The sequence below is a fragment of the Kribbella sp. DT2 genome (assembly GCF_049844575.1).
Classification (GTDB): Bacteria; Actinomycetota; Actinomycetes; order Propionibacteriales; family Kribbellaceae; genus Kribbella.
Genome location: NZ_JBNCLH010000011.1, coordinates 146,663 through 160,337 on the forward strand (window position 1 = coordinate 146,663; position 13,675 = coordinate 160,337).

The window sequence follows — 13,675 nt, forward strand, 5'->3', positions numbered from 1 at the left end:
TGCTCACCATGGCGAAGGTCCTCTGCGTGCTGTACGACGACCCGACCGACGGCTACCCGACGTCGTACGCGCGCGACGACGTACCGGTCATCGATTCCTACCCGGGCGGCCAGACCGCGCCCTCCCCGAAGGCGATCGACTTCCAGCCGGGCGCACTGCTCGGCAGCGTCTCCGGTGAGCTCGGCCTGCGGAACTTCCTGGAGAGCCAGGGCCACACGCTGGTCGTCACCTCCTCGAAGGAGGGCGACGACTCGGTTCTGGACCGCGAGCTGCCCGACACCGACATCGTCATCTCGCAGCCGTTCTGGCCGGCCTACCTGACCGCCGAGCGGATCGCGAAGGCACCGAACCTGAAGCTCGCGATCACCGCCGGCATCGGCTCCGACCACGTCGACCTGGACGCCGCGATCAAGGCCGGCGTGACCGTTGCCGAGGTCACCTACTCCAACAGCATCAGCGTCGCCGAGCACGTGGTGATGATGACGCTCGGCCTGGTCCGCAACTACATCCCGTCGTACCAGGTCGTCGTCGATGGCGGCTGGAACATCGCCGACTGCGTCGCGCGCTCGTACGACGTCGAGGGCATGCACGTCGGCACCGTCGCGGCCGGCCGGATCGGGCTCGCCGTGCTGCGCCGGCTGGCACCGTTCGGCATGTTGCTGCACTACACCGACCGGCACCGCCTCCCGGAGTCGGTCGAGCGCGAGCTCAACCTGACCTTCCACCCGGACGCGGCGAGCATGGTGCCGCACTGCGACGTGGTCACGATCAACGCGCCGCTGCACCCGGAGACCGAGGGCCTGTTCGACGACAAGCTGCTCTCGACGATGAAGCGCGGCACCTACCTGATCAACACCGCCCGCGCGAAGATCGTCGACCGCGACGCCGTCGTACGGGCTCTGGAGAGCGGTCAGCTCGCCGGGTACGCCGGAGACGTCTGGTACCCGCAGCCGGCGCCGGCCGACCACCCGTGGCGGACCATGCCCCACCACGGCATGACGCCGCACATCTCCGGCTCGTCGCTGTCGGCGCAAACCCGGTACGCCGCCGGCACGCGCGAGATCCTCGAGTCGTGGTTCGCGCAGTCGCCGATCCGCGACGAGTACCTGATCGTCGACGGCGGCCGGCTGGCCGGAGCCGGCGCGCACTCCTACTCGGCGAAGTCGTGACACTACCCAGCGGCAGCGATTCCGGCGCCTGGTGAGCGAGGTCACCCGGGCGGGATCACCACCGTCCCGCCTGGGTACCGGGCTTGTAACCGGGATCACGTGAGACGTGGGCATAACCCGTCGGTACGCCTGGTTGAATGTATGCAGTAGGCAGTATTAGGAAGAACAAGAGTGGAGAGGAAGAAATGATTTTCACCCGTAGGTTCGGCGCTCTCGCGGCTCGCCGGCAGTTTCCGGACTCCCCGGAGCTGCAGCGGGAACTGAACCTCGACGTCGAGCTCGACCGGACCGAACAGACCCGGCGCGACGACGAGGCCCAGCAGCCCGTGCGTGAGACGACGGCGGCCTGACCGACATCCCGAATCGGTGCTCCGGACACGGATGACCGGCACTGGCCGGCACCTGGAACCGGACCGCGGCGGCGGACTCCCCGCGGGACACGATCCATGGACCCGGAGCACCGGGAGCAAGGCGGACAGCGCCTGACTCGAACAACAGAAACCTGCCGGCTCAACGAAGAGCGTGGCAACAGCCCTGGCACTTGGTAGACTGTCTACCAAGTGCCATTACGTTTTTTGGGAAGGACCTCATGACGACCATCAGCGCGGGCCCGGATTCCTCCGCCGACTCCCCCGGCGTACGGCACGTCAAGCGGCCGACACCGCTGCGCGAGTCGGTCTACGAGGCCCTCACCGAGATGATCATCGACGGCACGCTCGAGCGCGGCCGGCACCTGGTCGAGGTCGAGCTGGCCGGCATGCTCGGCGTCTCCCGCCAGCCCGTCCGCGAGGCTCTCCAGCGGCTCAACAACGAGGGCTGGGTGGACCTGCGCCCGGGCTTCGGCGCGATGGTGCACGTGCCCGCCGAGGACGAGGTCGACCAGCTGCTCGCGGCCCGCGCGGCGCTGGAGTCCGAGTCCGCGCGACTGGCCGCCCGGCACGCCTCCAAGGAGGCCGTCGCGCAGCTCCGCGAGCTCTGCAAGGTCGGCACCGCCTTCCAGGAGTCCGGCGACATCGACGGCGCGGTCCGCACCAACGGCGAGCTGCACGCGATGATCACCGCGATGTCCGGCAACCGCTTCCTGGTCGACTTCGCCGGCCAGGTCGACCGCCGCGTCCGCTGGTACTACACGCCGGTCGCGCCCGTCCGCGGCGCCGCGTCGTGGCGCGAGCACGCCCGCCTCGTGAAGGCCATCAGCGAGGCCGACGAGGACAAGGCCGCCCAGATCATGCGCGAGCACACCGAACACACCCGTACGGCGTACCACGAGCTCCAGAACGGCCAGGCTCCCCCGGCCCCGGCCCCGGAGAAGAAGCCGGCCACTCGCAGACGTCGTACGACGGACTGAACTACGTGAAGAAGATGGCTGGTGGAGCACCGCTCCACCAGCCATCTTCTGGTTGGTTCTCACTCGACTCCGGCGACCTCTTCCTCTTTCGCCTTGGCTTTGTCGTCCCGGGACGACTTGACCAAGCTCAGCACCGCCGTGATCACCAGCGTCCCGAGGATGATCGACAGCGACACCACGATCGGGATCTCCGGCGCCCACGAGACCCCGCTGTGGTGCAGCGCCTCGAGAATCAGCTTCACGCCGATGAAGCCCAGCACCACCGACAGCCCGTACGACAGGTAGACCAGCCGGTCCAGCAGCCCGCCGATCAGGAAGAACAGCTGCCGCAAGCCCATCAGCGCGAAGGCGTTCGCCGTGAAGACGAGGTAGGGCTCCTGCGTCAGACCGAAGATCGCCGGGATCGAGTCCAGCGCGAACAGCAGGTCCGTGGTGCCGATCGCGATCATCACGATCAGCATCGGCGTCGCGAACCGCTTGCCGTCGATCCGCGTGGTCAGCTTCGCCTCGTGGTACGTCTCGGTGGTCGGTATCACCTTGCGCACCTTCGCGAGCACGACGTTCTCCTTGAACTCGTCCCCGTCGTCGTGCGAGGTCGCGAGCTTCCACGCGGTGTAGAGCAGGAACGCGCCGAAGATGTAGAAGACCCAGTTGAAGTGCGAGATCGCCTCCGCGCCGACGGCGATGAAGATCCCGCGCATCACCAGCGCCAGCGCGACCCCGACCAGCAGCACCTTCTGCTGGTACTGCCGGGGCACCGCGAACTTGCCCATGATGATGATGAAGACGAACAGGTTGTCGACCGACAGCGAGTACTCGGTCAGCCAGCCGGCGAAGAACTCCCCGCCGGACTCACCGCCGGCGGCGATCGTCAGGCCGACGCCGAACAGCAGCGCGATGCCGACGTAGAACGACACCCACAGGGTCGCCTCACGCAGGGACGGTTCGTGCGGCTTCCTGGCGACGATCAGGAAGTCCAGCACCAGCAGGGCCAGCAGGGCGGCGATGGTGATGATCCACGCCGACAGCGAAACGGTCATCGAGTTTCCTCCACGGTGCTCGAGCACACCCGTCCAGAGCAGGAGCGGGTACGCCGCCGCCCGCGGCTGGCAGGGCAGTCGCGGGCGGCGTGTGATGCGGGAACAGGGTGGGACACCCTGGGCGGGGGCTGGTTACACGTGCGCCTTCCTCTTCTTCCGGTTCCGGGCGGCGGACTGCTTGCGGGCCTCCATGGACTCGGCCAGGTGCACGTACTGCTCGACCGTGCGCTGGGCGTACGGGTTGTGCTCCATGATGCGCGGCCACCAGTGCCGGCCGACCTGCTCGTGCATCCAGAGGAACCCGATCGCGAACCCCATGCTGAGCAGCGCCCGGAAGGCCAGGAACTGCAGCGGCTGGTCGGGCAGGCCCGGCGTACCCGTGACCGCCCACTCGGTGGTGATGGCATGCACCATCAACGCCAGCGGGAACCCGACCACCCAGTACGCCGCGGCCGGGGCGAACACCCCGGCCGGCGCCTTGCCGAGCCCGACCAGTGCGGAGTAGCCGATGCCGAAGGCGACGAGCGGCACTGCCAGGCCGAGCCCGGTGACGACGGCCCAGCCGAGCGGCTGGCCGGCGAAGCCGCCCAGCAGCGCGGCGATCAGGCCGGCCGCGATCCCGACCACGGAGGCCGGGAGCGTGAACTCCAGGAGCTGATGGATCTTCGTCTCGGTGTTCATGTCAGTCCAGGACCACGCCGAAGCGGATCAGGGAGTAGAACAGCATCCCGAGGTAGAAGATCGCACCGAACCCGATGATCGCGTTGCGCAGCGGCCCGGGCCGGATCGGTTTGGGCAGCAGCTTGTTGTTCACCAGGAGCAACACGATGCAGTACGCGCCCATCGCGAACGTGGACAAGAAGGCGAGCACGTCGAGGATCGAGGCTGGTCCGTCGGCCGGACCGAACAGCAGGATCAGGATGCCGAACACGATGACGCCCCACAGGAACCCGAAGTAGATCCTCGACATCGAGAACCGCTTGGCACCGGGGATGAAGTAGTACGTCATGTCGGCCTGACCACGGCTGAACGAGTCGAACAGACCCAGTGTCGCGTTGAGACCGATCAGCGCGATGAAGCCGAAGAACAGCGAGCCCAGGAACGGACTGCCGGCCGAGGCGAACGCGTCGGACATCGCCTTCAGCGCGGCCTCGCGGTCACCGCCCTCGATCAGCCCGGCCACGTTCGGGTTCTCCCGGGCCGCGGACAGCGCGAGCACGGTGAACGAGATCGTGACCAGCATCGTGATGCCCCAGAAGAGCAGCAGAGCGTCGAAGGTGACCCACTTGCGCCACCCCTTCCACTTCTTCATCTCCTCGGGGTTCTCGGTGTCGAACATGAAGCCGCGCGACGGCATCGCCTCGGCCTCACCCTTGGCCCGCAGACCACGGATCTTCGGGATGTGCGCGCCCATACCGGCACCGGAGTCGCGCAGCTGCAGGGTGTACCACATCTGCTGCATGCCGGACGGGCCGGCGAAGGCGATCGAACCGACCACGACCGGGAACCAGGCCGCGGTCAGGGCCTTGTCGGGGAAGTAGCCGAACGCGAACATGCCCTGGATGGTCTCGGCCAGGTCGCTCCACTGCCCGACGATCGCGGCGATCACCGACGTACCGACGACCAGCAGGCCGATCAGGAAGCCGAGCAGCTTCTCCAGGAAGTTGTAGATCACCGACAGCAGGCTGAACAGCACACCCACGAAGACCAGGGCCACGCAGGCTGTCGCCTGCCAGGGTATGCCGCTCACCTCTTCGAACGCCGAGGCTCCGGCCGACAGGTGGCCCGGCCACATGTAGATCAGGATCGCCGCGACGTAGAAGAACCACATCATCGGTTTGAAGATCCGGGCCGCGCCGAAGAAGATCGACTCTCCGGTGGCCATCGCGTACCGGGCCATCTCCAGCAGCACGAACGCCTGCAGGGTGACACCGACCAGGAACAGCCACCGGATGTCCGGACCGAACACCAGGACGAGCCGGGGCCACATGTAGGACTCACCCATGCCGACGCCCAGCGCGACCAGGAAGACGGTCGGACCGAGGATGTGCATCGAGGGCGGCGCCGGCGGCAGCGGCCGGATCGGCATCGGCTCGAGCCTGCCCGCGCGCCAGACCCGCTCGGTGGCCGCGGACGCGGCCGGCTCTTCGGGTACTTCTGAGGTCTTGCTTGTGACGTCCAAGGCGGACTCCTTATATCGACGCCAGCTTGACGAGACTTTTCGCTCCCCCGTGCACTTCCCCCCGGTCCAAACGCATCACCGGCTTTCTCTGTGCGGAACCTAGTTCTGTTGTGGGTGTCAGGAACCGAGCGGGCCCGCGTTCCGGGCCCACCGGTACTTGGCGCCGAGCACCTGGACGGGCGTCTCGGTGGTGTAGGGGTAGGCGACCACGCCGTGCTCGAACAGGTACTGGCTGGCCTCCTCGACCTCGACGTCGCCGGACAGCGACGCGACCACGGGCTTGTCGATGCCCTTGGCCCGGTACTCCTCGACCACCTCGGCGACGAGCTTCGCGAACACCATCGGCGGGGTGACGATGGTGTGCCAGTAGCCCAGGATCAGGGCGTGGATCCGGTCGTCCTGCAGGCCCAGCGCGACCGTGTTCCGGTACGTCGCCGGCGGCTCGCCGCCGGTGATGTCGACCGGGTTGCCGGAGGCACCGAACGGCGGGATGAACTTCTTGAACGCCGCGTCCAGGTCGTCGGGCATCGCCATCAGCTGCAGCCCGTTGTCGACGCAGGCGTCCGAGAGCAGGACGCCCGAGCCGCCGGCGCCGGTGATGATGACGACGTTCTCGCCCTTGGGCGTCGGCAGCAGCGGGATGCCCCGGGCGTACTGGAGCATCTCGTTCAGGCCCGGGGCGCGGACGACGCCGCTCTGGCGCAGGATGTCGTCGTACACCTTGTCGTTGCCGGCCAGCGCGCCCGTGTGCGAGCTCGCCGCCCGGGCGCCCATGTCGGTGCGGCCGGCCTTCAGCACGATCACCGGCTTCTTCTTCGACACCCGCGCCGCGGTCTCGGCGAAGGCCCGGCCGTCCTTGAGGTCTTCCAGGTGCATGGCGATCAGGTTGGTGTTGTCGTCGGTCTCGAAGAAGGTCAGGAGGTCATCCTCGTCGATGTCGGCCTTGTTGCCTACTCCAACGATCGCGGAGACGCCCATCCGGCTCGACCGGCTGAACCCGAGGATCGCCATCCCGATGCCGCCCGACTGCGACGACAGCGCCACGCTGCCCTTCACGTCGTACGGCGTGCAGAACGTCGCGCAGAGGTTCTCCGGCAGGTAGTAGTAGCCGTAGATGTTCGGCCCGAGGATCCGGACGCCGTGCTTCTTCGCGATCGCGACGACCTCGTCCTGCAGCTCCTGCTCACCGGTCTCGGCGAACCCGGACGGGATCAGGATCGCGCCCGCCACGCCCTTCTGGCCGCACTGCTCGAGCGCACCGCCGACGAACTTGGCCGGTACGGCGAACACCGCGACGTCGACGTCGCCCGGGATGTCGGTGATGCTCGGGAACGCCTTCAGCCCGAGCACCTCGCCACCCTTGGGGTTGACCGGGTAGATGTCGCCCTTGTACCCGCCGTTGACCAGGTTCTTCATCACCGAGTTGCCGATCTTGCCGTCCTCGTTCGAGGCGCCGATCACGGCGATCGCCCGGGGCTTCATGATCCGGGTCATCGCGGTCAGGATCTGTTCCTGGGTGTAGCGCTCCACCGGCTTGCCGGCCTCGGCGTCGACGATGATCCGGAAGTCCACCGCGGTGGCGCCGTCCGGCCCGGCCAGCACCGGGTTCAGGTCGACCTCGGCGAACTGCGGGAAGTCCTCGACCAGGTCGGACAGCTTGGTGATGATCTGGGCGATCGCCTCCTTGTCCACCGGCTTGGCGCCACGCACGCCGTTCAGCATCTCGTGCGCGCCGATGCCCTCGATCATCGAGCGGGCCTCGTCGGGCGAGGTCGGCGCGAGCCGGAAGGTGACGTCCTTGAGCACCTCGACCAGGACACCGCCGAGGCCGAAGGCGACGATCTTGCCGAACGTCTGGTCGGTGACCGCGCCGACGATGACCTCCTGCACGTCACCGCCGGTGACCAGCATCTTCTGCACCTGCACGCCGGTGATCGACGCGCTCGCGTCGTACGCCGTGGCGTTGGCGACGATCTTGTCGTACGCCGTCTTGGCCGCCTCGGCGCTGTCGACGCCGACCACCACGCCGCCCGCCTCGGTCTTGTGCAGGATGTCGGGCGAGACGATCTTCAGGACAACGGGGAACCCGATCTCGGCCGCGAGGCCCGCGGCGCCCTCGGCAGTCGTGGCCAGCCCCTCTCCCGGGGTCGGGATGCCGTACGCGTCCGCGACCAGCTTGGCCTCGGGTGCGCTCAGCGAGGTGCGGCCTTCCGCCAGAGCCTGGTCGAGGATGGACTGGACTGCTGCCTTGTCATAGGTCATGCCTGAAGCTCCCTAAGCGTGGTTGTGTGGCGGTTCAGACGACGCCGGCGGCCTTGAGCTCTTCCAGCTCGGCGGTGTCGATGCCGAGGCCGCCGTAGATCACGGAGTTGTGTTCGCCGAGGCCGGGTGAGGTCTCCACCTGGACCGGCGAGTCGGACAGCTTGATCGGGCAGCCGACGGTCTTGAACGCGCCCCGGGCCGGGTGCTTGACCTCGACCACGGCGCCGAGCTCGGCCAGCGTCTCGTCCTCGATCAGTTCCTTGGTGGACAGGATCGGGCCGCACGGCACGTTCAGCGCGTTCAGCTTCTCCATCACCTCGAACTTGGTGTGCTGCTCGGTCCACTGCTCGATCAGCGCGAACATCTTGTCGAGCTTGTCGAGCCGGGCCGCGGGCGTGGACCAGTCGGGGTCGTCGGCCAGCTCGGGCTTGCCGATCAAGGTCGCGATCGGGGCCCAGCCGGGCGGCTGGACGATCACGTAGATGTAGTCGTTCGGGCCGCCGGGCGCGGTCTTGACCGCCCAGCCGGGCTGGCCGCCGCCGGAGGCGTTGCCCGAGCGCGGCACCTCGTCGCCGAAGTTCTCGTTCGGGAACTCCTTCAGCGGGCCGTGCGTGAGCCGCTGCTGGTCGCGCAGCTTCACCCGGGTGAGGTTCAGCACGGCCTCCTGCATCGCCACGCTGACCCGCTGGCCCTTGCCGGTGGTGGTGCGCTGGAAGAGCGCGGCCAGGATGCCGGCGACCAGGTGGATGCCCGTGCCGGAGTCACCGATCTGAGCTCCGGTGGCCAGCGGCGGGCCGTCCTCGAACCCGGTCGTGCTCATCGCGCCGCCCATCGCCTGGGCGACCACCTCGTAGGCCTTGAAGTCCTCGTACTTGCCCGGGCCGAAGCCCTTGATCGAGGCGAAGATGAGTTCGGGGTTGATCAGCTGCAGGCGCTCCCAGGTGAAGCCCATCCGGTCGATCGCGCCGGGGGCGAAGTTCTCCACCAGGACGTCGGAGTTCTTCACCAGGTCGGTGAAGATCTCCTTGCCGCGCTCGGACTTCATGTTCAAGGTGATGCTGCGCTTGTTGCAGTTCAGCATCGTGAAGTAGAGGCTGTCGACGTCGGGCAGGTCGCGCAGCTGCTGGCGGGTGATGTCACCGGTCGGCGCTTCGAGCTTGACCACGTCGGCGCCGAGCCAGGCGAGAATCTGGGTGCAGGACGGTCCCGACTGCACGTGGGTCATGTCGAGTACGCGGACACCTTCAAGGGCCTTACCCATAGTGGTCCTCCAGTACTGGGTGGCGGTCCGCACGGGGGACGGACCGCACACCTGTGGATCGCTACTTGTACATGGTCTGGTTCATGGTTCCGGGCGCGTACGCGTCCGGGTCGACCCACACGTTGATCAGCGACGGCAGCCCCGACTCACGGGCCCGCTGCATGGCCGGCCCGATGTCCTTGGGGTCACGGACCTCTTCGCCGTAGCCGCCGAGCATCTTGGCGAACTCGTCGTACTTGACGTCGCCGAGGGTGTTGCCGATCCGGCCGCGGTCGTGGCCGTACTTGGCTTCCTGGCCGTAGCGGATCTGGTTCATCGAGGAGTTGTTGCCGACCACCCCGACGAACGGGAGCTTGAACCGGACCAGCGTCTCGAAGTCCCAGCCGGTCAACGAGAAGGCACCGTCACCGAACAGCGCGACGACCTCCTTGTCCGGGCGGGCGTACTTGGCCGCCATCACGAACGGGATGCCGACACCGATGGTGCCCAGCGGTCCCGGGTCCATCCAGTGGCCGGGCGACTTGGGCTGGACGACGCCGCCGGAGAAGGTGACGATGTCGCCGCCGTCGCCGATGTAGATCGAGTCCTCGGTAAGGAACTCGTTGATCTCGTGGGCCAGCCGCAGCGGGTGGATCGGGTTGGCGTCCGACAGCTGCTTGGGCAGCCGCTTCTGGTACGCCGCGTCCTCCTCGGCCCGCAGCTCGTTGAACCACGCCTTGCGGTCGCCGGCCTTCTGCACCCGGCCCGAGGAGGCCTGGGTGACGGCGGCCAGGATCGCGCCCGGGTCGCCGACCAGGCCGAGGTCGATGTCGCGGTTCTTGCCGACCGTGCGGTAGTCCATGTCGATCTGTACGACGGTCGCGCCCTTCGGCAGCCGGCGGCCGTAGCCCATCCGGAAGTCGAACGGCGTCCCAACGATCAGGATCAGGTCGGCGTTGTTGAAGCCGTAGCGCCGCGACAGGTGGAAGTGGTGCGGGTCGCCCGGCGGCAGGGTGCCGCGGGCCGAGCCGTTCATGAAGGCCGGCACGTTGTTCTTGCGGACGAACTCGATCGCCGCGTCGCTGCCGCGCGAGGTCCAGACCTGGGTGCCGAGCAGCACGACCGGCTTCTCGGCCCGGGCCAGCAGGTCGGCCAGCGCCTCGACCGCGGCCGGGTCACCGATCGACTTGGTGGAGCCGCGGTAGCGGCCGGCCTCCGGGACGGTCGCGGACTCCACCGGTACGGAGTTGTCCAGGATGTCGCGGGGGATCTCCAGGAACGACGGGCCGGGGGCGCCGTTGTAGCACTCACGGAAGGCCATCGACACCATGTCGGCGACCCGCGCGGTGTGCGGCACGGTGGCCGCGAACTTGGTGATCGGGGTCATCATGTCGACGTGCGGCAGGTCCTGCAGGGACCCCATCTTGTGCTGGTTCAGCGCGCCCTGGCCGCCGATCAGCAGCATCGGGCTCTCCGCGCGGAAGGCGTTCGCCACGCCGGTGACGGCGTCCGTCGTACCGGGGCCCGCGGTCACCACGGCGCACCCGGGCTTGCCGGTCATCCGCGCGTAGCCGTCGGCCGCGTGGGCCGCGACCTGCTCGTGCCGGACGTCGACGACGGCGATGCCCTCGTCCACGCAGCCGTCGTAGATGTCGATGATGTGACCGCCGCAGAGGGTGAAGATCACATCGATCCCCTCGGCCTTGAGGGCCTTGGCCACCAGGTGCCCGCCCGAGATCATGGCGGTCTTCGGCTCCGGGTCGGTCGGGTTCGCGACCGCGTTCGATTCGGACACTGTTTGGGCCATCTGTGCAGTCATCTCCTCGTGGAAGGGTCCGGTCTCTGCCCGGCTGGGATCGGGCCACACTGCCTGGAACTCGTTCAGCTATAGGTCAGTAGATTGCATACCGTATGGTGTAGTCGTAGTCATATCGCACCGCTGAACCCGTTGTCCAGGCCTCGGCACCCAGCAGAAATTGCCTAAGACGACTGTATGCAGTATCCCGTATGCTTGTACAGACCGACCGGGCGGACCACCGCGATCAGGGGAGCTGCGATGAGCATTCACGACGAACTCGACCGGACCCGTCAGGCGCTGCAGGCCCTCGAGCAGGCCGTCGCCGGACTGCGCAGCCGGCTCGGCCCGCACCTCGACGTCCTGCGCCTGATGGACGACCTCGCCCGCTGCACGGCCGACCTGCGCCGGCTCGAGGAGCAGGTCCGCGCGCCGCAGCGCCATGAGCTGATGGTCATCCCCGACGACGACCGCGACCACGGCCTGTGGGGCGCCGGCGACGTCGACCACGAAGGCCTCGGCGCCCCGGGCCGCAGAGCGCCGTAGCGGACTCCCGCCGGCGCCAGGCGCCGGCGTACAGGATCGGGACGGGGTCAGGCCAGCGCCAGGCATTGGCGCAGCAGACGCTTGAGCCGAACGTCGTGGTCGCCGCCTCGCGCGGCGACCACGACCGCTTCCGCGGCGTGCTCGGTCGCGACGACGGTCCGGTAGAACGGCTCACTGAGCTTCAGCCGGTCCAACATGGGCAGCCACCACCGCGCCGGCCCGCCGGGCGGAGCTCCCGACCGGCCGGCCAGCAGGTAGCTCGCTGTCTCCTGGGCGTTCAGCAGCCGCGAGCGTTCGTCCGCGGCCACCTCCCCCGGCGCGGCGAGCGCCGTCGACACGCACAGCGCGACCAGTCGCGCGGACAGGTCGAAGCCCGGCCGTGCGGTGTCGAGAAACAAAGGTGCTAGAGGCAACAAAGCCTGCCGGCCGCGCGGACCGCAGTGGTCGTGCACGGCCCGCGCGACCGACCCGAGGACCGGATGCACGCAAGTCGGCCGGTCCGTCCAGGGCTCCCTGGCGAGCTTGGACACGAGCTCCAGCACGCAAGGCTCAGCAGGTCGCACCCACGCGTACTCGGCCCCCTCCCCTCCCCAACCGGGGGAATGGGGAGGGGAGGTGGGCGGCTCGCCCCCGGCGTCACGCGGCTGCGCCGCGGCCGAGTGCACTCCTCCACCCGCGTCCGGCCGGCTCACTCGCCCGGCCTGATCGCGCCGGCTACCGGGGTACCCAAGTGGGAGCTCACCGACAGCGCGGGGCGTCCGGGTTGCTTCAGGTAGCGGACGATCACCGCGGTGACCACCCCGAGCAGGCCGGCCGCGAGGAAGACCGGGCGGTAGCCGACGGCGGCCACCAGGCCCGCGGCGACTCCGACCCCGACCAGGCCGCCGACGGCCTTGGCGCTGTACAGGATCGACTGGTTCTGCAGCAGGCTGTTCTCGCCGAAGAACTCCAGCACGAGGTTCGCCATGATCGCGTAGAAGGCGCCGCCACCGAGGCCGGCGAACATCGCGCACAGCACGAACACGACGCCCATGCCCGCCTCCCCCGCCAGCACCAGACCGACGTGAGTGAAGCCTTCGACCATCAGTACGGCGGCCAGCACCCGCCGGCGACCGAACCTGTCCGACAGCGTGCCGGCGAAGGACCGGCCGAGACCGTTGACCGCGGCAAGCATTCCGGCGGCGATCCCGGCGACCGCGACCCCGAGCTGCGCCTCGGTCGCGTAGCTGACGACGAACGCGATGCCGAACAGCGACAGCGCCGTACTGATCGCCAGCGTCAGCCACATCAGCGGGAGCGCGCCGGTCCTCATCGCCTCGGCCGGGCGGTAGTAGCGCACGGCGGGCAGGTTGTTCGGGATGCTGCGGTTGAGGCTGCGGTCGACGGCCCAGGCCTGGGCGTCGATGTCGGCCGGCCACCAGTGCTGCGGCGGGTCCTTGAGCAGACCGCCGGCGGTCATCACGATCAGCAGGGCGACGACCGCGGTGATGTCGAAGACGTAGCGCTGACCACCGGTCGTGTCGAAGATCGTCAGCAGCGCGATGCTCGGCACCGCGCCGACGGCGAACCCACCCGTGACGAAACCTATCGTCGAGGTGCGCCGGTCGGGGAACCAGCGTGCCGCTGTCGTGATGCACGCGGAGTAGACCAGCCCGGCCCCGGCGCCGCCGACAACGGCGTACCCGAGCAGCGCACCGACGTAGCTGCCCACGTGCGCCAGCGTCACCAGGCCGACCGCGGCCAGGAACCCACCCAGGACGACGAGCTGGGTCGGCGTCACCCGGCGTACCCGCTGGAGCCAGGCGGCGGGAACGGCGACGAGCGCCTGGAAGGCGACGAAGACGGCCAGCAGCCACATCGTCTGGACCGTTCCCCAGGCGCGGCCCGCGTCGAGGCCGAGTGCGGCCGAGCCGAAGGAGTACTGCAGCGGGCTGATCGCCGCCATGCAGGTCCAGGCCGCCCACAGCTGCCACCGGCGGGAGTGCCCGGTCAGTTCACGTGCGTCTTCGCCGATGCGGTACCGGCGGCCGTACACGTCCCGAACGTCCCGGGGAGGCGTACTGGTGGTCGCGTCATTCATGATCGCCTCCTGA

Annotated in this window: 12 protein-coding genes; 4 read left to right on the top strand and 8 right to left on the bottom strand. The window is 68.6% G+C overall.

From position 1 onward, the window contains the following. Positions 1 to 8: 8 nt before the first annotated feature. From ACLQ2O_RS36335 to ACLQ2O_RS36345, 3 genes are all read left to right on the top strand, one after another. Positions 9 to 1,169, top strand: a complete 1,161-nt coding sequence (locus ACLQ2O_RS36335; protein WP_425841363.1) for an NAD-dependent formate dehydrogenase — start codon at positions 9 to 11, stop codon at positions 1,167 to 1,169. 185 nt (positions 1,170 to 1,354) lie between these two features. Continuing rightward, positions 1,355 to 1,519, top strand: coding sequence for a hypothetical protein (locus tag ACLQ2O_RS36340; protein ID WP_425841366.1), 165 nt, complete (start codon positions 1,355 to 1,357; stop codon positions 1,517 to 1,519). Between the two features lie 239 nt (positions 1,520 to 1,758). Beyond that, on the top strand, positions 1,759 to 2,517 hold the full coding sequence (locus ACLQ2O_RS36345) for a GntR family transcriptional regulator (RefSeq protein ID WP_425841369.1): 759 nt from the start codon (positions 1,759 to 1,761) through the stop codon (positions 2,515 to 2,517). Between the two features lie 59 nt (positions 2,518 to 2,576). Here the strand turns inward: ACLQ2O_RS36345 and ACLQ2O_RS36350 are convergent, their stop codons facing one another. The 6 genes from ACLQ2O_RS36350 to ACLQ2O_RS36375 all read right to left on the bottom strand — a co-directional run bounded on the left by ACLQ2O_RS36350 (position 2,577) and on the right by ACLQ2O_RS36375 (position 11,060). Continuing rightward, positions 2,577 to 3,557 carry a TerC family protein gene (locus ACLQ2O_RS36350; RefSeq protein WP_425841372.1) on the bottom strand — a complete coding sequence of 327 codons (981 nt, stop codon included), beginning with the start codon at positions 3,555 to 3,557 and terminating at the stop codon, positions 2,577 to 2,579. A 132-nt stretch (positions 3,558 to 3,689) separates the two neighbouring features. Beyond that, on the bottom strand, positions 3,690 to 4,238 hold the full coding sequence (locus ACLQ2O_RS36355; protein ID WP_425841374.1) for a hypothetical protein: 549 nt from the start codon (positions 4,236 to 4,238) through the stop codon (positions 3,690 to 3,692). Between the two features lies 1 nt (position 4,239). After that, positions 4,240 to 5,739, bottom strand: a complete 1,500-nt coding sequence (locus ACLQ2O_RS36360) for an Nramp family divalent metal transporter (RefSeq protein WP_425841377.1) — start codon at positions 5,737 to 5,739, stop codon at positions 4,240 to 4,242. A gap of 117 nt (positions 5,740 to 5,856) precedes the next feature. Beyond that, positions 5,857 to 8,001, bottom strand: coding sequence for an acetate--CoA ligase family protein (locus tag ACLQ2O_RS36365; RefSeq protein WP_425841380.1), 2,145 nt, complete (start codon positions 7,999 to 8,001; stop codon positions 5,857 to 5,859). 34 nt (positions 8,002 to 8,035) lie between these two features. Next, positions 8,036 to 9,262 (bottom strand): formyl-CoA transferase, encoded by a 1,227-nt coding sequence (gene frc / locus ACLQ2O_RS36370; RefSeq protein WP_425841383.1) that lies wholly within the window; start codon positions 9,260 to 9,262, stop codon positions 8,036 to 8,038. A 61-nt stretch (positions 9,263 to 9,323) separates the two neighbouring features. Further along, positions 9,324 to 11,060 carry a thiamine pyrophosphate-binding protein gene (locus tag ACLQ2O_RS36375; RefSeq protein ID WP_425841386.1) on the bottom strand — a complete coding sequence of 579 codons (1,737 nt, stop codon included), beginning with the start codon at positions 11,058 to 11,060 and terminating at the stop codon, positions 9,324 to 9,326. A gap of 237 nt (positions 11,061 to 11,297) precedes the next feature. Here ACLQ2O_RS36375 and ACLQ2O_RS36380 point away from each other — a divergent pair, with 237 nt between their 5' ends. After that, positions 11,298 to 11,582: a hypothetical protein gene (locus tag ACLQ2O_RS36380; protein ID WP_425841389.1), complete on the top strand. Its 285-nt coding sequence runs from the start codon at positions 11,298 to 11,300 to the stop codon at positions 11,580 to 11,582. 47 nt (positions 11,583 to 11,629) lie between these two features. On the opposite strand, the gene ACLQ2O_RS36385 is transcribed toward ACLQ2O_RS36380, so the two are convergent. Both ACLQ2O_RS36385 and ACLQ2O_RS36390 read right to left on the bottom strand, forming a co-directional pair. After that, a complete protein-coding gene (locus tag ACLQ2O_RS36385; protein WP_425841392.1) occupies positions 11,630 to 12,124 on the bottom strand; it encodes a hypothetical protein in 495 nt (164 codons plus the stop codon). 146 nt (positions 12,125 to 12,270) lie between these two features. Beyond that, positions 12,271 to 13,662: an OFA family MFS transporter gene (locus ACLQ2O_RS36390; RefSeq protein WP_425841395.1), complete on the bottom strand. Its 1,392-nt coding sequence runs from the start codon at positions 13,660 to 13,662 to the stop codon at positions 12,271 to 12,273. Positions 13,663 to 13,675 lie beyond the last annotated feature (13 nt).